Source organism: Paenibacillus sacheonensis (genome assembly GCF_009909195.1).
GTDB classification, from domain to species: domain Bacteria; phylum Bacillota; class Bacilli; order Paenibacillales; family Paenibacillaceae; genus Paenibacillus_Z; species Paenibacillus_Z sacheonensis.
Genome location: NZ_JAAAMU010000015.1, coordinates 1 through 21,682, shown reverse-complemented (window position 1 = coordinate 21,682; position 21,682 = coordinate 1). Strand labels below are relative to the sequence as shown.

Genomic DNA, 21,682 nt, shown 5'->3' with positions numbered 1-21,682 from the left:
AACGGCCGGTTCGGGTCGTACAAACGAAACGACCGCCATATGCGCCCTAAACTTCATTCCCCTTTCCAGATCATTCAACGATCAAGGGCAGCTTCTTTGCGGCGTCTTCCGGATTTGGCGATCGGCCTGGCGGTAGCGACGGTCGCCGCGATCAGCAGCAAGCCGCAGAGCAGCACTCGGATCGACGGCTTGTTGCCGAGCAGCGCATAATCGAGCGCCACTGTCACGGCGGGCTCCAGGCAGAACAAGATCGAGACGGCGACCGGCGGCAGCCGGCGTTGACCGTGCACTTGCAGCAGATTGGCCGCGAGGGATACGAACACGATCATATAAGCGATACCTGCGAGTGTCTCTGGTTGGGATGTCAAAACCGATAACGCTATGACATTCAAGTCCTTGTTGATGCCGACATAGACGGCCGCCGCGGCCGCGAATAGCAGTGCGCAGCCTGCGATGCCCAAAAAGGAAACCTGCGGCACCGTTGCCCGTTCCTTCGACAGCAACCGATCGGTCAGGACGATCGAATAGGCGTACCCAAACATCCCGACAAAGGCCAAGCCATCGCCAATATTCACGCCTTGGTCCTGCGGTCCGATCAAGAGGGCAATGGCCATAACCGCGATCGCGATCGCCCCTTTCTCTTGCCGCGTCGGCTTGCATCGTTCATGAAGCCAACGCAGCAGCGGCACGACGCCGATGATGAAGCTGTTGATCACCACGACATGCGTTGGGGTCGTAAGCTGCACCGCATAAATCGAAAAGAAGCCCAATACGAAATGGCTCGATCCCAGTTGGACCAAGCCCATTCTCCAGATTCGGACTGGAATTGCCCGAAGCGACCGACGGAAGAGCGCCGCATACACTAAGGTTACGGCGCAATACCGCCAAAATTGAAACAGCAGCTGGGGGTACTCCGTCGTCGTGGATTTCATGATGATATAGGACAGCCCCCAGATCAACACCGCGCCGAACACGGCCATATACCCAAACAATTCGCTGCCCCCTATGTTTACTCGCCGTTTGATGTATTCAACGGACCAACGGACGTCGATTGATCGAATGACGACTCGGATACCCACCAAGCCTTCGCCGTATGAGGTTCCATCATGATTTCTTCAGCTTCCAAACGTAGAACGGGCTGCCCGCTCCAAAATTCTTCATGGGCGCCTATCAATCCGGCATACGGATGAGGCAGCTTCTTGGGCCTATAATCGTCGCTAAGATTGAATATCGCCAGCAGCTTGCGACCGGCCCCCTGAGCAACAACGATCGGCAGATCATCCCCATCGTAATCGAAAAGATTAATCGGCACTCCGCGTTGGACCGGTTCCGAAAGAACGGTAGTCAGGAGAGCCAAACCCGCTTCATTTAGCAGGTTCAACGCGTCTCCGAGAACCATATCGCCGCCGGTCACGTAGCAGGCAAGCAGCAGGGTTTGCGCTTCCGCCAGGTTCATCTCTCGACCGGACACCCAATTGGCTCCCGGCTGCCAAGGTTTTTTGGGTAAGCGCCGACTCAGCAGCACATCATCCGTGGTGCTGGCGCATCTGACGATAGCGAAATCGGGATCGGTATTCCCTATCGTTCCTTGCATCCACCACCGGGCCAGCATTGACCTTATATTTTGCCGGATGTGGCTCCAATAATGGTGGATATCTCCCGTCGTTCTGTGGGAATCCGCGACTCCGATGACCGCCTCGTAAGGGGCGCCGCATGCCAGAAGGTAGGCTTCCTCCCCGATCGAACGCCGAATAAGGCCAAAGAGTTCACGAAGCATGCCGACGGGCGTGATGTCGTCCCGCGCGAATCTGGAAGCGCCCAGCAGCTGCTGCGTAAAATCGCATTTGAAGTAGGTAAAGCCTGCTTGCCGTAATCGAGTATACACCGTACCTAAATGCTCCTGCACTTCAGGTACGGTAATATCCAGTTGAGCCATGGAGCCGTACCCCAGGCTAACCAGATAAGGATTACCGGCTTCATCGTCGACAAACCAATTCGGATGCTCCCTATATAAAGCGGTGCTCGCGTTCACCATGAGCGGAGCCGTCCAAATCCCCGGCTCGAATCCGGCCGCGCGAATCGTCTCGCAAAGCGTCTTCAGCCCGTCGGGAAACTTCCATCCTGCATCCCAAATCCCCCACTGGCGCTGGTATCCTTCATCGATGACGATATAGCGAACGGAGTCCGCGAATTGTTCCCGCGCCGCTCTGGTATTCTGGGCGATATCGCGATGCGAAACTGCGCCGGCGTAATAATCCCAGGAGTTCCAGCCGGTTATGCGGGGTTTGCTCAACACGGATTGCGGAAGCCGTTTTCGAACGGACTCCGCGTAGTGTTCCAGCAAGTTATTCCCATCCGTGCCGTGAAGCATGATCAGGTGGGCCAGTGACACCTCGCTATTCCCGATAATTCGTTTAGGCGAGGTTAGCTTGACGCTGATGCCAAATGCACCGTCGCGATGCGCGCTTTCATGCAGAATCGGGAAGCCGACGAAGCAATCTTCATATGGAGGCAAAGCCCCTAGCAGCATCGCTTCGCCAGGCCGTCTACGGGACAATACGGTTACCATGGCAGAGGCTTCGGCAGGATCGGACCAGTCGTTGGGACGATGCACGGGACGCATGCCCGCAAGTCGTTCAAAACATTGCGAATGATAAAGTTGAACATACTCTCTGGCATCCAGGCATGGCGAAGCGATCATCGGTTTCCATTGCAAGTCGACATTCCGCAACTGAATGTCTTGAGAACCGGTATTTCGAATCCTGATGCTCCGGACTTGATCTTGACGGGTAATGGTGACGGTCAAGTCATCCCATCGCCATGTCCGCGCGCCGCTCTCCGCATCCTCCTCCATATGGGCGCTGCAGCAGTCTAACGTGCGATCGGAGCATGCGATCCGCACAGTAAGCCGTTCGAATCGAAACTGATTGCGCAATTGCAAATCCTTCCCCCCATTCGTACTCCCATTCACCATAAACCGGATGACAAACAAAAAAAAGTGCAAGATCTGCACTTTTCTCTATTATGGAACGGTAAGTTGTCAGTTCCTAACGCTACTCGGCAAGCATTGCCGTTATACGCGCAGCGCTTGACCGCAGCGCGGGCAATAGCAGCTTCGCTCTCTCTCGATGAGCGAGACGGCAAGCGGCACGTAGACGCGTGACCATACGGAACCGCCTCCTTGTCTCGTATAGGAGTTGACCCTAGCAGCACCAATTACAATGTCTTGTTAGCTTCCCGAACGACAGCTTCCTGATAGACGTCCGCGTAGAGCAGCCCCGTCCCGTCGGTCAGCGCGACAGGTCCGACCTTGAAGAGGTATTTTTGCAGTTCAAAGTCCAAACGGTTGACGCCAACGCCTAACGATTGTCAGCGATGCTATTCTTCAAATAACGCGGCTAAAAAAACGCTAACGCCTCTGACAGACGTTATTCGGCGATTAGAGGCCGATTGCAAGTCAAACTCGCACATTAAACCTCCTGGCAATCGTTAGCGATAGAAAATGGGCATTTTGAGCCGATTAGTCATCCGTGCAACCGTTAACTGCAGAGGCAGACCATTCTGACCAAATACTTAGCGGCCCTCGTACGGCTATACGTGCCTTTGAAGCCGGACATTGCATGCTGACGTTGTCTCCGTGACGTATTCGATATAATTCACGGCGCCGTTAAAGCTCAAATAAGCTTCATAACGCATGCGAATGGCGGGTAATGTAATCCAATCCAGAACCCGTTCCTTCGGCACCCACCTGCATTCGATCGATTCCTCCGTCGATACGGCCAACTCTCCGCCAACGGCTTTGCACGCGAAATCAAACATGACCTTCGTAGGAACATCCGTCACGCCGTCATGCCACTTGTGGATCGCCGTATTGGACACGACGCTTATTAAATGGCTGACGGAGGCAACGATTCCGCTTTCCTCTTCGATCTCGCGAATTACGCCGTCGATCAGGTTCTCTCCGATTTCGGTAATCCCGCCGGGATATACCCAGCCATCGTCACGGGCTTTCACCAATAGAATATTGCCCTCGCCATCTTCCACAATCCCGCCTGCCGATACGATATGCGTCGGAAACGCCATTCAACGACCTCCTAGTACGATAAAGTCGTATGTGTATTCCACTTGTTTCCTGTATTTTCCTGCCCGCGAATATAAAGAAGGGCTGCCGGATTGGCAGCCCAAGACGATATAGACAATAATCGTTTCCCCGTTAATCCGCAGAGCCTGAAGCAAAAACAGTCGTCCGTCCACTGGTGGTCGAAATACTTGTATAAGTACAACCCGTGATTGTTCAGCACATGTCCATCAAACTCGCTGCTCGTATCGATAAAGCTGAATCAGATGATAGAGAACCGTTTTGTCTTCATTAGGAAACCGGCACGATTTCGATTTTCATCTCGCCCCTCCTCTGCCAAGGATTCGAGGTCGAGTACGCTTATAACCGAACTATCCTGCCTGTTCGTCGATCATATCCGTTTCCCGCGGTCCAAGCGCTAGCCATTCACTAAGAAATGCAGAATGCGCACGGCAAAGCCCGTACTCGCCTCCGCCTTGTCCACCGCGATTCGAACGTCGAGCCCATGGCGGCCCGAGGTCAAACCTTCCGCCAGCAGGACGGTCTTCGGCCGGTAAAACTCAGCGCACATCGGATCGAAGAGCCGAATAAGCTCGAAATCGCCGCCGTCGATCGCGTACTCGATATCGCCGAGATCCATGCCGGCCAACACCGTGAAGCCGATGGCGGTACCATGGAACTCCAGACTGAAGCGCGCTCCCGCCGTCTCCCCGATCAAGGCTTCCTTCGGCAGCTTCCAATAGCACACATGCTCGAACGTCCACGAGCGCTCATGACGCCAGCCCGCGGCGTCGGCGGCCGCGCCGGGAACGAGCAGTCCCGCACGCTCGTAGCAGGACGGGTCAAGAGGGGACGGCAAGGCAGGGACTTCGCATACCTCGACATCATCGAGCTTATCGGAGTCATCGGGGTTATCGGGGTTATCGGGGTCGTCGATGCGATCATCGCTCTCCTCCTTGCCCGTCGATGCGCCTCTATCCGGCCGGAGCGCCTCATCCAGGAACGCTTCGACGAAGCTGCCGTACAACGCGAAGCCGGCATCGTTCGGATGCACCTCGTCGCCGCTGAAATCCGACCACCGGAGCTCGCCGGAACGGATGCCCTCATAGACGCTCCGGGCGATCGAGACGGACGGAAGCCCGTAATGCGCCGTGACCTCCTCGTGGTATCCGATGCTCGCTTGAACCTCTCCTTGTTCCCGAAACAGCCGCAGCCCGGCCTCGTTCGGCGAGTAAAGAAAACAAATCTCCATGCGCGGATTCGCGTATTTGGCCTGCCGCACGATCCCTTCCATACCGCGGATCGCCGCTTCCCGGCCCCCCGCGTCGTTGACCGCGAACTCGACGAATAACAGATCGACCGGCCCCTGCTCGAGCACATGCCGCCGGAACCGGAACGCGCCATAGACGGAATCGGTTCCTCCGATGGCAGCATGAATGAATTGAAATCGAACTCCCGGCCAGCTGCGCATCAAATATCGTTCTGTCAGCGCGCGGTAGCTCTTCCGTTCCCCGTCCGAAGCGCCGGCGCCTTCCGTAACCGAACCCCCGATGAATGCCACCGTCGCTTTATCTCCGGCTTGAAGCTTCTTCGCCGTGGCGCCTAATCCGCCGCGAAGGGTATACCTTGCCTCCATGCTGCTTCCCCCTTCCTTAATGCTTCATTTGCCCCTTCTCCGTTCTCGCGGCCATCAAGACGGAGCCATAGTCCATCGTCCCGCTTTCCGTCCGATTGCCGCGAACGAACTCCCGGGACGAGTCGCGCCATCAAGAAAGGGCTGTCCCGAACCCCCTGCGGAATTCAGGAACAGCCCTGGCTTGCGATTTCGCCAGTCCGCGCGAGCTTGGCAATCGGCGCGGATAGCGGCCGGCTATTTTGCTTCTCAGGCTTGAATGTCCGCCGGCAAGCCTACTTGCCGTTCTTCGCCGCCCAAGCCGCCAGCTGCCTGTTCAGCTCGGCTTGAATCTTTTCGCTGCCCGCCTTCTTCAGGGCTTCCAAATATTTTGGCAGGACCTCGCTCGGATCGGCCGTTCCCGTCTCGAGCGGAACCGCGTATTCCGCCTGCACGGCGGCAACGGCGGCGACTTCCGTCTTCAAGCTCGAGTCGTCGAACTTGAAGCCGTTGATCGGATGAATCCCGGCCTGCTCGTTCAGCTGCTTCGTCTGCTCGAAGACGTCGGCCGGCTGGCCCGGGCGAAGCAGCCCGTTAAATTGATTGCCGAACACCCAATCCACTTGCGGCGCATAAGCCGAGTTCTCGACTGGCGCGTACACGCCGTTCGCCACGGTATAATCCTTCCCTTCGACGCCGTAGCAGAGCAGATCGTACAGCTTCTTGTCGTTGTTGACGAGCTCGAGGAGCATGAGCGCCCGCTCCGGATTTTTCGATGCTTTGCTGATCGCGTTCATCGAGGTCGTGACCCCGGTGAAGAGCGGATCGGTAATGGCCTTTCGGACGACCTCGTTGCCGCCGTTCTTGGCGGGGTAGCCCGCTTCGCCGCCCGGTTTGAACGTCACGTCCGTCATGACGGCGATATTGCCTTTGGCCATCAGTTGGTTGAAGTCCTTGACCGTAGCGAGATCGGAGTAGATATAACCCTTCTGGTACCATTCGTGCATAAGGTCCAAGTAGGCTTTGTACTCCGGCGTCCCGCGTTTGTCCACGCTCTTATACGGGTCGTTCTTGTAGTACGTGACCGGACCGTAATCCAGCAGGTTCCCGTCGATCGGACCGTTGTTGCCCGCTTGGAAGGCGAACGGCACGACGCCCGGCTCGTTCTTCTTGAGCGTCTCCAGGAACGGCGCCAGGTCGGCTTCCGTCTTCACGCTGTTCACATCGAATTTGTACTTGTCGACGAACCGCTTCTGGAAGACGAAGCCGAAGGACGTAGCCGCCACCTGATAGCTCGGCACCGCGTAGATTTTGCCGTCCGTATCCGCTTTCACGTCCTCCCAGAATTTGGCCGGCATGAGATCGCTTAACGTCTTCGGCGCGTACTTCGGCAGCAGATCGTCGATCGCCAGGAAAGCGCCCTTCTTGACGTTCTCGTTATACTTGAGCAGCCAGGAGCCCGTCGTCCAGATGATGTCCATGTTCTCGTTGGAAGCGATGGTGACGTTCATTTTCTGGTCATAGCTGCCAAAATCGACAGGCTTCAGCTTCACCGTCGCGTTCAGCTTCGTATTCTCTTTCAAGTATCGGTTGACCGCGTCCTCGACGTCCTGCTGACCCGGCTGCTGCGCGCTTACCCCGTAATACCAAGTGAGTTCCACCGGGGGAAGCGTTTCGTTCTCCGCGTTCGCATCCGTATCCGGCGTATTCGCGCTAACGGACGTCCCGCTGTCCGCGGGCTTGTTCGCGGCCGTCTCCTCGTTCGACTTGCTGCTGCACCCCGTCATCGCCATCGTCAGCACGACCGCGAACAACGAGAGGCGAAATGTTTTCTTCCTCAAATGCCCCATCTGTATGAAACCTCCCTTTTAATAACAGTGCTCTAGACGAATGCTCCATTCGAAGCTTTGGCTTCGAACGGAAACCAATCGTCTGTGCTTGTATGAAAATAATAACATGGGAGCAAACCGCCATTCCGCCTTGCCTCCCTCCGATCGGTTTGCCCTCTCCGTTATTAGACTCACCTGAATGGAATCTGCCGGCCTTCTCCCGATGTCAGCCTTTCAGCGAACCGACGGTCAACCCCTGCACGAAGTAGCGCTGGAAGAACGGGAAGACCATCATCATCGGCCCCGCGGCCAGCACGACCATCACCATGCGTGCGGACATCGTCGGGAATTGGCTGACGTCCAGGTCCGGAATACCGAGCTGATCCAGATTTTGCGTCAAAAGCTCCATGCTGTTCAGCATGCGGACGAGCAGCAGCTGCAGCGGAACGAGGCTCGGCGTGTCGATGAACAGCAGCGCGTTGAACCATTCGTTCCAATAACCGAACGCGACCAATAAGCCGATCGTCGCGAGCGCCGGAGTAGACAGCGGGATGATGATCGTGAAGAAGATCCGCCATTCCCGGGCACCGTCCATCTTGGCCGATTCGATGATTTCCAACGGAGTTTTTGCGAAGAAGCCTCTCAGGATCATGACGTTCCAGGCGCTCATCAGCCCCGGCAGGATCATCGCCCACAGCGTATCCTTCGCATGCAGGTATTGCGTCATCAGCATATAGAAAGGGACAAGTCCCCCGCTGAACAGCATCGTGAAGAATACGTAGAAGCTCGTGACGTTCTTGTACTTGTAATCCGGCCTGGATATCGTATAGGCCATCATCGCCGTCATCAGCAGCCCGGCGGCCGTGCCGATTAACGTCACCAGCGCGGTAACGCCATAAGACCGAACGATGACCTCAGGCACCTTGAAAATATACCGATAAGCGGTCAGCACGAACGAATCCGGTACGAACCGGTAGCCGTTCCTGGCGAGCGAAGCTTCGCTCGTGAACGATATCGAGATGACCAGAATGAACGGGATGACCATCAGCAGGCTTAAACCCATAAAGAACAGATTGATGACGGCGGCCGTCTTGTTGCCGTGACCCACGCGGACACCTCCTAGAACAATGCGTTCTCGTCATTGATTTTGCGAACGATATAGTTTGCCGCGAGCACGAGGACGAACCCGACGACGGATTGGTAGACGCCCGCGGCCGAGGACATGCCGATATCGCCCAGCATGCGCAGCGACCGGAACACGTACGTATCGATAATGTCCGTCGTCGGCAGCGCGAAGGCCGAATCGTTCGGCACGAAGTAATGCAGGCCGAAGTCGCCTCTGAAAATATTGCCGATCGCGAGAATCAGCATGATGGTCATGAGCGGCAGCAGCAGGGGCAGCGTGATTCGCCGCGCCATCTGGAACTTCGATGCGCCGTCGATGCGGGCCGCCTCGTAATAGTCCTGATTGATGCCGAGCACGCCGGCGAAATAGATCAGCGTCGCGAAGCCGATGCTCTTCCACTCATGCGCGATGACCAGGATGTACGGCCACGGCCCCGATTCGAAATACCACTTGCGCGGCGCAAGCCCGAGGTAGCCGAGCGCCTGATTAAGGTAACCGGAGGTGTTGTCCAGGAAGGCCAGCGAGATATACCCGACCACGACCCACGACACGAAATACGGCAGGAACAGCACCGTTTGGTGCAGCTTGACCCAATTCTTCCCTACCTGGGAGAGCAGGATGGCAAGCGTCACGGCGATCAGCATGCCGACGACGATATACGTCGCGGAATACAGCACCGTGTTCCGCGTGATCCGCCAGGCATTCTCGGAAGCGAACAGAAACTCGAAGTTCTTGAACCCGATCCAATCGCTGCCGAGAATACCCTTGTCGTAGCGATAGTCCTTGAAGGCGATGACGATGCCGAACATGGGCATGTACGAGAAGATGAATAAGTAGATCAAGCCGGGCACGGATAAGCTGAACAGCTCTCCATGCTTGAACCTGCCCTTGCGCTTCCCGAGGATAGAGGTCTTCTCCGCCTTAGGACGATAAATTTCCGCGTCTTTGATGATCATGCACGTTCTTCTCCTTTCCGTCTGACTTTCTCGTTTCATAGCCCCATTCTGGCGAAAATAAGCGCCGGAGAACAGTCCAAAATCCCGGTTTCGTTCCAAGATCGGAGTCCGTTATTCCCATTGCCGTCCTAAGGGATGCTAATTGGGCAAAACCGCGCGGCTTTGGCCCGATGGCCGGCGCGCATGACAAAAAGACCGCCCTTGCGGGCGGCTCCGGGCAGTGCGTATTCCATTGCTCATTCGGCCAAATTCCGTTTGATCCGGTATTCCTTCGGCGTCGTGCCGTACTTGTTCTTGAATAGCCGGAAGAAATTGCTGCGGGTGCCGAAGCCGATCCGTTCGATGAGATCGTTGATCGTATAATTGCCTTGTTCCAGATACTGCACGGCTTGGCGGAGCCTGGCGTCGTTAATGAATTCGGCGACGGACACGCCCTGCTGCTTCTTGAACAGCTTTCCGATGTAATCGGGCGACAGCTTCATCGTATCTCCGATCATCTGGAGGCTGAGGTTCGTATCCGCGTAGTTCTGCCCGATGATGTCCCGGATCGTCTCGACGAGAATCTCGTTGCGCTCCTGCTCCGGACTCCGTTTGTTCACGTGGATCTCCCGGTACACGCCGAGCAGAATGAGCCTCATGCCATCCAGCGAAGGGCTGTCCATGATCTTCCGGTTGAGGTCCGCCAGCTCGATCGAGAGCGGGACGATCCGATGCTCGTTCATTTCCTTGATGACCTGCTTCATCAGAATGAACACATGCAAGGCCATGTACACCATGTAATCGTAATGCTGCGAGGCGATGAATTCGAAGATTTTGTGCAGCGTCTTCTCGAAGGCTTCTTCCTGGTTCGATTTCATGCTCTCCGCCAGCTTCTTCTCCAGCTCCGCGGGCAAAGCCGCCTCCTGGTCGCTGGCGTTATGCCTGATCATGGCCGGCGTAATGAGCGATTGAGGACCGTAAACCAATGTATACCTGGCCTGCTGCAGGGACAATGCATAGCGATCGGAGAGATTACGATGCTCTTGTATCCCTTCGCTCAGAACGGCCGAGAAGGTGACTCCGTACATCTTGGCGATGACGTCCTGAATTCGCGCGAATTCCCGCTGGACCCGCCCGAGCGTCGGGGCCGATACGTCCGGGACGCTGATCAGCGCCGCAAGATGATCGTTCTTCAGCTCGACGGTTTCGCTCGGGTAGGTTTGGGCGAGCAGCTCCTGCGCGATGTTCGCGATCGCGAAATGCAGCAGCCGGCGATCCGACCCAGGCGTTTCGATCGGAGCGCCGTCCGCTTCGTCGAGCTTCATCACGCCCAGCAGATAGGGACCGGCCGGCTCGATCATCAGCTTATGGGCATGGATCAGCTCGCTCAACTCCGCAGGCGGGATGGCCGCGCTGTCCGTGATGATCTTCCGAATATAGTAGGAGCGCACGATGTGGCGCGTCGTCACCTGTTCGTTCCTCGCCGAGAGCAGCCGATTTCTCGTGTCCTGATAGATGCTCGACATGTAGGACAGCTCATCGCCGTCCGGCGGCTTCGGCCCGGCTTCGTCGTCGGACCCCTGCCGGATGAAATTCACCAGCTTGCCGAGCGGCCGGTAAAGCCGATGGGCGATGCCGAGCGTCGCGAGCAGGGCAAGCAGCAGGAAGATCGCGGTCAGCACGATCGACGTATTCTTCAACGAATCGGCCTTGCTGACCAGCGTCTCGTAGGACTGAATGCTGATCAGCGTCCAGCCGTTGATTCCGGCGTCCATGTAATTGACGAGCTTCGGCTTGCTGCCGAGCGAATACTTGAAATAGCCGTTTTTCTCGGCCGCCTCCTGACGGACATGCGCCAATATCGCCTGTTTGAACGCTCCGTCTACGGGCGCCGTTCCCGTATCCGGCGAGAGAATCGTGCCGTCGTCCGACAGGATGAACACGTTCTCGTTCTCCTGCCAGGCCAGCCGGTTAATGAGCTTGATATTGTCGAACAGCCATTGCGGCCGGATATTGAGCACGAAGACGCTCTCCCCTTGCCGGTAATCGATGGAATCGTAGTCGAAGATCGAGAATACATCCGCATGGCTCCCGTCCCGGCTCAAGCTCATCGGTACCATGCTCAGCTTGGGAATCGGCTCGGTTCCTTGGAACAGCGACCTCATGTTGGCATAGATCGGCGCGTCGCGGTCCTGCACGGCGGGATCTCCGCCCCAAAGAAACCGGTCCGTCTTCGCGTTATAGATCATGATCGAATGAATGAAAGGCGTGTAGTCGGCAAACTTGTCGATCCGCGACCGCTTCGTCAACGTATCGAAAATATCGGAATCCTCGGTCGCCGTCATCAAGGGAACGATGTCGTTATCGTAATAAAGCGACATGACCAGCCGCTGAATCACGTCGTTCAGGTAGGTCACGTTGAATTTGATTTGGGAGAGAACCTTCGCGTTCGCCTCCCGCTGCATGTCGAGGATGATTTTCCCGGCATTGGCGTAGAGCGTGCCGGAAAAGACGACCAGCAGCAGCAGCACCAGGATGGAGAAGCTGAGTACAAGGCGCTGCAGATACTTCTTCGATCGATACATCCGGATGATATTCATCGTAGTTCCTTTCCCGAACGGCCGGTCCTCGAACGCGGTTTTACTCAAATCATGCCACAGTCCCTGCAATCCATCCACTCCGAAATTCCGGTTTCAGTCCAAAATCCGGGCGGAATGCCGTTCTGCAAAAAAAAAAACGACTTCCCAAGCACCGTCCGCGGCTGCTTGCTAAATCGCTTACTATCAACCGCCCGATTGCTTCGCCGGCTTGTTCCCGTTCAGGCACCCGTATCCTCGGCCCGTCCGATATACACGGGATTCGTCAAACAGGTCACGACGGACTGATCCAGTCCTTCCACGACGCGGCGCGCCTCCAGCCGGTAGAACAGCCGGTCCGCCGAGCCTTGGAAGTGCAAGCGTACGCGGCCGTTCTCCGTCTCCGCCATGCGAGGCGCGACGCCGGATTCGGCGGCAGCCCCGGCCGGGATCGCGGGCACGCAGCCCTCCTTGTCTTCCGACGCGTCGAAGGCCAGGATCGCGGCGATCTCCCGCTGCACGCTCCAGCCGCCGGCCTGCGCGGCCTCCGTCTCCCACTCGCCGGCCTCGGCCGACGCCGGCAGCGCAATGTCCCATAGGGCTTCGATGCCGCGGTCGGACCACAGCGCGACACGGTCGCCTCGGGCGCCGCAGACGTCGATGGTCAACGGAACGGCGCCCTGCTCCCCGATGGCATGCCGCGGAATCGTATCCCCGATGCCGTACTCGCCGGAGGCGAGGGCCATGCAGGTCTCGTCGGGATTGAACTGCAGCACGACGCGGCCCTGGCGAATGCCCGCCAGCACGCCTTGCACCGTATCCGACTCCGTCCACACGGACGCCGTCGGACGCCCATGCTTCACGAACCGGTCTTCCCGGTGCGTGTCGCTGCCGCCCAAGGCGATTACCCGGCGCCCCTGCGAGAGCTGCGCCTGCCACCAAGCCAGAGCCCGTTCGTTGAGCGCGCGCCATGGGCCGTTCCACACTTCGATGGCATCATAGGGCACGTCGAAGCCAAGCTCCCAGGGACAGGACGGACAGAAGGGATGATTCAGCGATACGAACCCGCCCCGTTCCCGCGCTTCCCCGAGCACGCCGTCCGCCTGCCCCGAAGTCGTCACGCGAAAATCCCGCAGCGCATCCGGCCGGCCAAGCACGTTGGCATGGCCGTAATAGCTCGTCATCTCCACGCCGGGAACGAGCAGCAGCTGCTCGTCGGGAGCAAGCGCCGCGAAATTCTGGGAAGACGTATTGTGATCCGTCAGCGCCATGAATTCCAGCCCGCGGGCCTTGCACGAATCCTTCGCCTGCTCGATCGTGTAGCCGCCGTCGCTGTGCACGCTGTGCATATGCAGGTCGCCCTTCATCCAGCGTCCGTGCGGCCGGGCGAGCTCCACCTCGACGATGACCTCCGCGCCCCCCTCGGGAATCTTGTACGCCCCGAGCAGCACGGCCCATTCGCCCTCGGCGATCGGTCCCGCCAGATAACCCGGGGTCGCCTTCTCCGTTCCGACGAAGAACGCTTCGCGGGCGCCGCCGCTCCAGCCGACGATCCGCTCCGGCGAACGGAGTCCGATATCGACGACCGTCTTCTCCGCTCCTCCGCGTTCGTAGCGGTACGCGATATCGATGCGCTCCACCGGCCCGTCCACCGCGAACGGAACCTCCAAATAAGAACGTTCCTCTTCTTTGCCGATCCATCTGCGCAGCGCGAGCCGCTGTTTCTTCGTCTCCATCGTCCGTCCTCCTATTCTTTGCTGGCGCCGAGCAGGATGCCCTTCATGAAATATTTCTGCACGAACGGATACACCGCGATGAGCGGAAGGATGCTGATGACGATTCCCGCCATCCGCACGTTCGTCGTCACCATATAGGTGCCGGAATTGCTGCTCGTATCGATGATCATCGCTTTCAGCGCCACCTGCAGCGTGTATTTCATGGAATCGTTAATGAACATGACCGGCGCCGTGAACATGTTCCACCGTCCGACGAACTCGAACAACGTCACGGTCGCGAGACCCGCGGCCGCGAGCCGCAGGTACATCGTCAGGAAGATGCGGAACTCCCCGGCGCCGTCGATCTTCGCCGATTCCGACATCTCGTAAGGCACGTTCAGGAAGAAGCTCCGCATGAGCAGGATCGAGAAGCCGGAGACGAGGCCCGACAGCACGAGCGCGCTCAGCGTATTGATGAGATGCAAGTCTTTGTTGACCACGTAGAGCGGAATCATGATCGCTTCCTGCGGCACCATCATCGTAATCAGCACGAACGTCAGCATCGCCTTCTTGCCCGGCAGGCGGGGATAGATGAACACGTAGCCGGCCAGGCTGGACAGCAGCACGTGCAGCGCCGTGCCGATCACGGTCACGATGACGCTGTTCAGCAGCGGACGCCATATATCCAGGCTTTTCCACACGATCTCATACCCTTCCGCGCTGAACTGCTTCGGCCACAGCACGATCTCCGGCCGCATGGACGCGATGCCCGAGGAGAACGAGAGCGCGAGCACGTTAATAAACGGAATAATCATGGTCAGCATCAGCGCGAACAGAAACAGGACGTTTAACGTATCGAATGCTTTATTCTTCCAGCCAAGCCGTTCGAACCGATCGGACATTGTCGTTACACCTCATCGAATCTTGTCATTCGCCGCGCGACGAACGTCAGCGCGAGCGTTAATACGAGGACGAAGAAGCTGGCCGCCGCCGCGGGGCCGAGCTTGATTTCGAGAATCCCCTTTTGGAACGTATACATCATGAGCACGTCCACCTTCGAAGCAATCGTCGGATTGCGAAGGATGAACACTTGGTCGAATATCCGCAGGATGCCGAGCGTATTAAGCAGGAAGACGACCTTCATCGTGTTGCTGAGCTGCGGCAGCGTCACGTACGTCAATTGCTGCCAGCGCGTCGCGCCGTCCATGCGCGCCGCTTCGTAGAGCGACGGATTGATCGACACGATTCCCGCCAGGAACAAAATGCAGGTGTAGCCCATCTCCTTCCACGTCGAGAGGAGAATCATGATCCAGCGCGCATACCCGGAATCCGCCAGAAAATTGATCGGCGCCCGGTGGAACACATGGACCAGGATCATATTCACGATCCCGCTGTCGGGCGACAGCATGAAGATCCAGATGCCGCCGACCACGACCCAAGAGAGCAGATGCGGCACGTAGAGGATCATTTGCGCCAGCTTCTTAAACCAGCTTCGCAGCACTTCGTTAAGCGACAGCGCAATCACGAGCGGCGCGGCGAAGCTGAAGAGGAGGATGCCCGCCCCGATGACGAGCGTGTTCACCATGGCTTCCCAGAACAGCGAATCGTGCAGCACCGCGTCGTAGTTCGCGAACCCGACGTACGGCCGGTCGCCCATCAGCTTGTAATCCTGGAAGCTGGTCTGCAGCCCTTTCACGAGCGGGTAATAGGCGAATACGAGAAAATAAGCGATCACCGGCACCATCATGACGTAAAGCGCGCCGTACTTCTTCAACGATCTCATGCTCTTATCCACGTCCTTATCTGGTAAACGGTACCATTATTCGGCTGAAATGAAGGCAAGCAGGGGATCCGTGCTCCCCTGCCTGCTTGTCGTTCGGATGCCGTCGGAATGGCTTACTCGTCGATTAGTTTTTTGCCAAGCAGCTCGTCGTGCATCTTCTTCACGGCCTCGGCGGCGTCCATTTGGCCGGACATCGCCTTGAGCGCGTAATTCTTGACGATCTTCTCCGCGTCGGGCCAGCCCGGCAGCGACAGCTCGAGCGTCGCGTCCTTCGTCACGAGATCCTGCGCTTCCTGGACGCCCGGCAGCTTGCCGAACGGATACTTCACGTTCTGGTTGTACCAGAACGGCACCCCGTGATCCATGTTGTGCTCCGTGCCGGCAGGCGTAAGCTTGTACGCGTCGCCTTCCTTGGTATAATCCTCGCCCTCGATGCCGAGGCTTCCGAGCGTAATGCCCGGTTCCGTATGCCAGAACTCCAGGAATTTCTTCGCGGCGTCCGGATGCTCGGCGTTGGCCGGAATGATCCAGAAATCCGGATCTCCGCGGCGCATCAGAATCTTGCCGTCCGCGCCCGGAATGCCCTCGAGCGCTTCCGCTTGGAACGTCGTGTTCGGATCCGCTTGTTTGCGCGTGTTGTTGAACATGCCGACCCACGCATCCCAGTACGTGACCATGCCGACGCGGTCGGAGAGGAACAGGTTGCGCATCTTGCCCGTGTCGTTGGTCACGAAGTTCGGGTCCATGATGCCTTCCTTCACGAGCTTCGCGAACCATTCGTACATCGGGACGGCCGCTTCCGTCGCGTACGGAATCGTGCGTTTGCCGTCCTTCATCACGTAATGCGCCTTCACGCCGGCCGCGCTCATGAAGCCTTGAATATCGTAGAGATCGGACGTGCTGAGGCCGTACGTATCGTTCTTGCCGTTGCCGTCGGGATCCTTTTCCTTGAATGCCTTGAGGACGTTATAGTACTCGTCCAGCGTCTTCGGCTCCTTCAAGCCGAGCTTGTCGAGCCAATCCTTGCGCACGATCGGCATCGTTCCGCCTTGAAACTTGCCGAACACGGCGACGATCTTGCCGTCCTTGTTCTTCAGTTGATCCCATTCGGCCGTCGGGACGACCGAGGGATCGGACAAGACCTTGGAGCCGGTCACGAAATCGGTCAGATCCGTGACGACGCCTTGGTCCACGAAGGTCGCCAGCTTGCCGAGGTCGCTGAGCTCGATCAGGTCGTACTTCTCGCCGGAGCCGAGCGCGGTCAGCACCTTCTGGTCGTAATCGCTCGCCGGCTTCTCGATGGAAGCGTCGATGCCGGTCAAGCGCTTGATCTCCGCTTGGTACTTCGCGTTCTCTTCCGGCGTCTTGCCGCCGACGTTGGCGTCGAGAATGCGCAGCTTCATGTCCGCCGCCGGCGTCTCTGCCGGGGCATTGGCCGGAGCGCCGGCGCCGGCGTTCGCGTTATTGCCGGCCGGCGCGTTCGTATCGGCCGCGTTATTCGTTCCGTTCTCCGAACCGCAGCCGGACAGCAGCAGCGTACTTGCGACGGCAACCGTCGACATCGTCAACAAAACTTTTTTCATGGGTGGATAACCTCCTGAAATGTTGTAGCGAATTGGGACCTTGATTGGCGGAGCGAAAATACTGTTGAGCAGCAAGTACAAATGCACGAATGCGATAGGGAACGGACCGGCAGCCTCATGAGCCGCGCGCGGCCGGGGCCGCGCAGGAGCCGCGAATGACGAGTTCCGTCGGAACAAGGACTCGCTTGGCGCTTTTCTGCGCCGCGTTCAGCTGCTCGAGCAGCAGCTGGAGCGCTTCGGCGCCCAGCCGGTCGGCATGGAGCCGCGTGCCGGTAAGCGGCGGCGAGAATTCCGGCGAGAGCACGCTGTCGTCGCTGAACGCGAAGACCGACAGCTGCTCCGGGATGCGCAGCCCGAGCCGCTCCGCCGCCTTGTAGACGCCGAGCGCCATCATGTCGGTATCGGCGATGACCGCCGTAATGTCCGGCGAAGCGATCAGCTTGGCCAGCGCCGCCTCGTAGCCGAAGGCGTGCGCGGTTTCGCCTCTCAGCGGCTTGTGCATCATCAGCTCGGGCTTCGGCCGCAGGCCGGCTAACGCGAGCGCGTTCCTATAGCCGGCGCCCCGGTCTTCCGATACGGTTCTCGAGACCGGCGCGTTCAGGAACAGGATTTCGGTGTGCCCGAGTTCGATCAAGTAACGGGTGACTTGCGCGGCCATGCCAGCATTGTCATTGTCGACGTAGCTGACCTGCGCCTCGTAAGGCCCCGGCGGACGTCCGATGACGACGATGGGCATGCCGCTCTGCAGCCGTTCCTCGATTCTGCCGTCCGATTCGATGGGATCCAGCAGGATTTCCCCGTCCACCGGGTCCGAGGAGATGTTCTCGACTTGGCTGAGAAAGGCGGGCGACAGCGTATTGACCAGCAACCGGTAGCCGTTGTCGTAACAAACCCGCAGGACGCCGTTGAGCAAGGAATGATGAAATTGTCCGAATTCAAGCGATTCGCCTCGAATATTCAATCCGAGGATGCGAGTGGTCCGGCTGGCGAGGCTTCTCGCCCAGTAGTTCGGCTTGTAGTGCAGCGATTTGGCCGCGGCGAGCACGCGCTCGGTAACCTCTTTGCTGATGGGGCGCTTCTTGCTGAATACGCTCGAAACGGTGCCCTTGGAAACGCCGGATGCCTTCGCGACGTCGTCGATGGTAGCCAAGAATCGTGAACCTCGCTTTCTCCCATGGTGATCCGATCCGATGTGGGAACGGTACCGGACCCGTTTACAAGCTTAAACCGGTTTTGTAAATTCCGTTTCAACGGCATGATTAGTTATTGTAAAAGTCGCTATTTTCTTCGAAATCATCATTCCATTGCGAATATATAGGAGGATTTTCCCACTAATTAGGAATAAAGCATCATTAAACCGCTTTAATAACGCAGATCGAGCATGAACGATTCGCTGCGATTCCAAAAAAACAGCAGCGGCCATGGACTAGAAAATCGTCCTGGGCTGCTGCTGTTTGATGGACCAATTTAACGTTTCTCCTATTCGCTTCATCAATGCCGCAGCAATCATTCCGCTATGCCACAGCAATCATTCCGCAATATCGAATCAATCAAGCGCTGCCTACGGCGTTACCCGAATGGAATCCAGCAGCATGTACGTGCCCGATTTCTTCACGGCCTTGAGCGTGTGGCTGCCGCTCGTCAAGCCCGTCGCCTTGTAAACGACCTGATTGGTCAGCCGCGTCGGATTGGCCGTGTTGACCGTCGTCTGCAGCACGTTATCCACGTAGATGTCGACGTTGCCCTGCGAGACGTCCTTCTCCGTGATCATTTCCACGCCTGTGCCGGTGAAGGCGAACTGGAAGTAATCGTTGTTCGTCTGGGTGAAGTGCACGTCGTTGTTGAAGTCCCCGAAGCCGCGATTGCCGTTCAGCGACCAGGAGCCCGTATAGGAGATGCCGGCATCCGTATCGTTGTACTGCTTCTGGCTGGTCTTGACCCGCAGTTGATCGAGCAGCATGTACGTGCCCGATTTCTTCACGGCCTTGAGGGTATGCGATCCGCTCGCAAGCCCGCCGATGCCGTACACGGTTTGCGCGGCCAGCCGCGTGGCGTTGTACGTGTTGACGGTCTGCTTGAAGACGTTGTCGACGTAGATATCGATATTGCCTTGGGAAGAATCCTTCTCCGTAACGAGCTCGATGCCCGTTCCGTTAAACGCGTATTGGAAATAATCGTTGTTCGTCTGCGTGTAGCGGACGTCGTCCTGATAATCGCCGTAGCCTCTGGCGCTGCTCGTCGTCCATGTGCCCGTGTACGAGATGCCGGGATCCGAATCGTTCACGAGGATCGGCGCAGGCACGCTGAATTGCAATTTGTCGACGAGCATGAAGGTGCCCGATTTCTTGACGGCCTTCAAGGTATGCGGGCCGTTGGCGAGCCCGGTGATGCTGTACACGGTCTGCTGCGCCAGGCGGGTCGCGTTATACGTGCTGACCGTTTGTTTGAAGACGTTGTCGACGTAAATGTCGATGTTGCCCTGGGAAGCATCCTTCTCCGTAACGAGATCGATGCCCGTGCCTTGGAAGCCGTACTCGAACGCGTCGTTATTCGTCTGCGTGTAGTGCACGTCGTCCCCGTAATCTCCTAAGCCCCGGCTGTAGCTGCGCTGCCACGCGCCGGTGTATTTGATGCCGGTGTCGTCGTCGTTCGCGGTCACGGAGCCGCCCGCTGCCGTGACTTTGAGCAGCCGCGAAGCGTGGGCGGGCAGGTTGACGGAGCTGTAGCCGGTATTAAACGTCCCGAGGTCGCTGTGACTCCATAGATCCCGGACGGTCGCGGCGCCGTTCAACCCGATGTCGCTCCAGTTCACGTTGACCGTCGCGGCGGAGCCTCCGAGATTGTATAGCCCGACCGTATACGAACCGTCCCCGTTGTTGGCGTACCACGCTTGTTGGTTTGAGGCGGTGGATACCGGATGCGCCGGCCGCCCGGCCTGATTGACCGCAATTACCTCGTCGTTCGTCAGCAATGATAATCCGAAAGCGTCCAAATTCGTCAAGTCGTTGCCCGTGTAGAGCTGGGCCGACGACATCGCCCATAACGACATGGCGGTTCGGCGTTCATCCTGCGTTAAGCCGTCCATGGCGCCGTTCCCAACATTGAGCGAATCGAAATCGTTCCAGCCGCCCGGACCGGCATCGCGCCACCACGTCGCGGCATCCGGGAACAGCCTCGCGATGTTCGCCCACGTCGTCAGCGCGGTGTTGGCGCAATAGCATTCGACGTCCCAATCCACGCGCCAGCCGTTGGCATACTGCTTCCACGTGTCGACGTAGTCGTGGTCCAGCGCCCAGGAGATCTCGAACCATATATTGTGCGCGCTCAGCGCCTGCGACCAAGCGGCGACGTCGCCGCGCGCGTCGATCGAAGTGTCGTTATGTCCGGAACCCGGCGTGACGCTGTCGAATTTCACGAAGTCGACGCCCCAGGTCGCGAACAGGTCGGCGATCGAATTGATGTAGCTCTGCGCGCACGGGTTGGCGAAATTGATCTTGTAGCCCAAGTTCCAGTAGTCCGCCGTCGTGAGCGGCTGGGCGGCGATGTCCTGCATGGAACAGCCGGCGGCCGCGCCGTAGATCGGCAGATCGGCAGTGTACGCTTGCGGCGAAATGCCCGGAATCATATAGAGGCCGAACTTTTGGCCGTTCGCATGCACGTAATTAATGAGCGCGGCGAAGCCGCCCGGGTACAGCGTGCTGCTCGGGACCGGTCTGCCGTAGCCGTCGATGCCGCCGTTCCAGCCCGCGTCGACGTTGATGTAATTGTAGCCGTGCGACTGCAGGTTCGCATGCATGGCGTCGGACTGCGCCTTGATCTGCGTCTCGTTGATCCAAGCGGAATTGCCGGAGTACACCTGCATGCTGTAGCTGCTCCAGCCCATCAGCGGCTTGAGGGCAAGCCCGTTGTTGGCCGCGTTCGCGGTCTGCTTGCCCGGAATCGCGAAGCCCGCGGCCGCCAGCAATAATGCGAATGCGATAAAGCCTGTTCTTCTTAATGCCTTCTTCATTAATTCATCTCCTTCGTAGTGGACGTGCGCAATCAAGAACGAGCGCCGCGTACGGGGACAGGATGCAGTGCGGCAGCGAAATGGCAGCGCTTTCTTTGATCCGATCATAGCGGTTTGCCGAAGCCGCGAACAAGGTACAGTTAAGCGCTTTCAGGTACAATTTTCCGTATAGGCGGGAAATTCGGGACTTCGACGGCCACATTCCCCTCTTCGCTGCTTCTTCGCGGGTAGCGAGTTTCTCCAAAGCACCGCATGTTCCGGGAGACATAAAAAGGCTCCCCTCACGCTGAGGCCGCTGAAGAACTTAAGTTTTTTATGGAATATGGATCAATGACAAATAAAAGGCGGCTTTCAATCCGTTAGTTGGATTGAAAGCCGCCCTTTTCATGTTCCATCCTTCACATTCTTAGTCCGTTAGTTTCAAGATCCGTTTCAA

Annotated in this window: 15 protein-coding genes; all 15 read right to left on the bottom strand. The window is 57.8% G+C overall.

Translation table 11 applies throughout. From position 1 onward, the window contains the following. Window positions 1-74: 74 nt before the first annotated feature. The 15 genes from GT003_RS23340 to GT003_RS23275 all read right to left on the bottom strand — a co-directional run bounded on the left by GT003_RS23340 (window position 75) and on the right by GT003_RS23275 (window position 21,246). A complete protein-coding gene (locus GT003_RS23340; protein WP_161702427.1) occupies window positions 75-992 on the bottom strand; it encodes a DMT family transporter in 918 nt (305 codons plus the stop codon). Window positions 993-1,009: 17 nt separating this feature from the next. After that, window positions 1,010-2,941 (bottom strand): glycoside hydrolase family 36 protein, encoded by a 1,932-nt coding sequence (locus GT003_RS23335; RefSeq protein ID WP_161702424.1) that lies wholly within the window; start codon window positions 2,939-2,941, stop codon window positions 1,010-1,012. Between the two features lie 275 nt (window positions 2,942-3,216). Further along, on the bottom strand, window positions 3,217-3,342 hold the full coding sequence (locus GT003_RS32895) for a hypothetical protein (protein ID WP_275589189.1): 126 nt from the start codon (window positions 3,340-3,342) through the stop codon (window positions 3,217-3,219). A 249-nt stretch (window positions 3,343-3,591) separates the two neighbouring features. Further along, the gene (locus GT003_RS23330) at window positions 3,592-4,083 is read right to left on the bottom strand and encodes an NUDIX hydrolase (protein WP_161702422.1); all 492 of its coding nucleotides are present in this window, start codon (window positions 4,081-4,083) and stop codon (window positions 3,592-3,594) included. 413 nt (window positions 4,084-4,496) lie between these two features. Further along, a complete protein-coding gene (locus tag GT003_RS23325) occupies window positions 4,497-5,714 on the bottom strand; it encodes an SGNH/GDSL hydrolase family protein (protein ID WP_161702420.1) in 1,218 nt (405 codons plus the stop codon). 272 nt (window positions 5,715-5,986) lie between these two features. Continuing rightward, window positions 5,987-7,540, bottom strand: coding sequence for an ABC transporter substrate-binding protein (locus GT003_RS23320; protein ID WP_161702418.1), 1,554 nt, complete (start codon window positions 7,538-7,540; stop codon window positions 5,987-5,989). A gap of 205 nt (window positions 7,541-7,745) precedes the next feature. Then, on the bottom strand, window positions 7,746-8,627 hold the full coding sequence (locus tag GT003_RS23315) for a carbohydrate ABC transporter permease (protein WP_338045997.1): 882 nt from the start codon (window positions 8,625-8,627) through the stop codon (window positions 7,746-7,748). A gap of 11 nt (window positions 8,628-8,638) precedes the next feature. Beyond that, complete coding sequence (locus GT003_RS23310; RefSeq protein ID WP_161702416.1) at window positions 8,639-9,601, bottom strand: ABC transporter permease; 963 nt, start codon at window positions 9,599-9,601, stop codon at window positions 8,639-8,641. 236 nt (window positions 9,602-9,837) lie between these two features. Then, window positions 9,838-12,249, bottom strand: a complete 2,412-nt coding sequence (locus tag GT003_RS23305) for an AraC family transcriptional regulator (protein ID WP_161702414.1) — start codon at window positions 12,247-12,249, stop codon at window positions 9,838-9,840. A gap of 149 nt (window positions 12,250-12,398) precedes the next feature. Next, entirely contained in the window at window positions 12,399-13,892 is a 1,494-nt protein-coding gene (locus GT003_RS23300) for a CehA/McbA family metallohydrolase (protein WP_161702412.1), read from the bottom strand. Between the two features lie 11 nt (window positions 13,893-13,903). After that, complete coding sequence (locus tag GT003_RS23295; protein WP_161702410.1) at window positions 13,904-14,773, bottom strand: carbohydrate ABC transporter permease; 870 nt, start codon at window positions 14,771-14,773, stop codon at window positions 13,904-13,906. A 5-nt stretch (window positions 14,774-14,778) separates the two neighbouring features. Next, on the bottom strand, window positions 14,779-15,654 hold the full coding sequence (locus tag GT003_RS23290; protein ID WP_161702408.1) for an ABC transporter permease subunit: 876 nt from the start codon (window positions 15,652-15,654) through the stop codon (window positions 14,779-14,781). Between the two features lie 113 nt (window positions 15,655-15,767). Then, window positions 15,768-17,237 carry an extracellular solute-binding protein gene (locus tag GT003_RS23285; RefSeq protein ID WP_161702406.1) on the bottom strand — a complete coding sequence of 490 codons (1,470 nt, stop codon included), beginning with the start codon at window positions 17,235-17,237 and terminating at the stop codon, window positions 15,768-15,770. A 115-nt stretch (window positions 17,238-17,352) separates the two neighbouring features. Next, window positions 17,353-18,387 (bottom strand): LacI family DNA-binding transcriptional regulator, encoded by a 1,035-nt coding sequence (locus GT003_RS23280; RefSeq protein WP_161702404.1) that lies wholly within the window; start codon window positions 18,385-18,387, stop codon window positions 17,353-17,355. A gap of 411 nt (window positions 18,388-18,798) precedes the next feature. Then, window positions 18,799-21,246, bottom strand: a complete 2,448-nt coding sequence (locus GT003_RS23275; RefSeq protein ID WP_161702402.1) for a glycoside hydrolase family 27 protein — start codon at window positions 21,244-21,246, stop codon at window positions 18,799-18,801. Between the last annotated feature and the right edge of the window lie 436 nt (window positions 21,247-21,682).

Coding starts and splice junctions, on each gene's coding strand:
- GT003_RS23325 (WP_161702420.1), bottom strand. CDS start 5,714: ATGGAGGCAAGGTATACCCTTCGCGGCGGATTAGGCGCCACGGCGAAG.
- GT003_RS23320 (WP_161702418.1), bottom strand. CDS start 7,540: ATGGGGCATTTGAGGAAGAAAACATTTCGCCTCTCGTTGTTCGCGGTC.
- GT003_RS23285 (WP_161702406.1), bottom strand. CDS start 17,237: ATGAAAAAAGTTTTGTTGACGATGTCGACGGTTGCCGTCGCAAGTACG.
- GT003_RS23290 (WP_161702408.1), bottom strand. CDS start 15,654: ATGAGATCGTTGAAGAAGTACGGCGCGCTTTACGTCATGATGGTGCCG.
- GT003_RS23275 (WP_161702402.1), bottom strand. CDS start 21,246: ATGAAGAAGGCATTAAGAAGAACAGGCTTTATCGCATTCGCATTATTG.
- GT003_RS23310 (WP_161702416.1), bottom strand. CDS start 9,601: ATGATCATCAAAGACGCGGAAATTTATCGTCCTAAGGCGGAGAAGACC.
- GT003_RS23330 (WP_161702422.1), bottom strand. CDS start 4,083: ATGGCGTTTCCGACGCATATCGTATCGGCAGGCGGGATTGTGGAAGAT.
- GT003_RS23300 (WP_161702412.1), bottom strand. CDS start 13,892: ATGGAGACGAAGAAACAGCGGCTCGCGCTGCGCAGATGGATCGGCAAA.
- GT003_RS23295 (WP_161702410.1), bottom strand. CDS start 14,773: ATGTCCGATCGGTTCGAACGGCTTGGCTGGAAGAATAAAGCATTCGAT.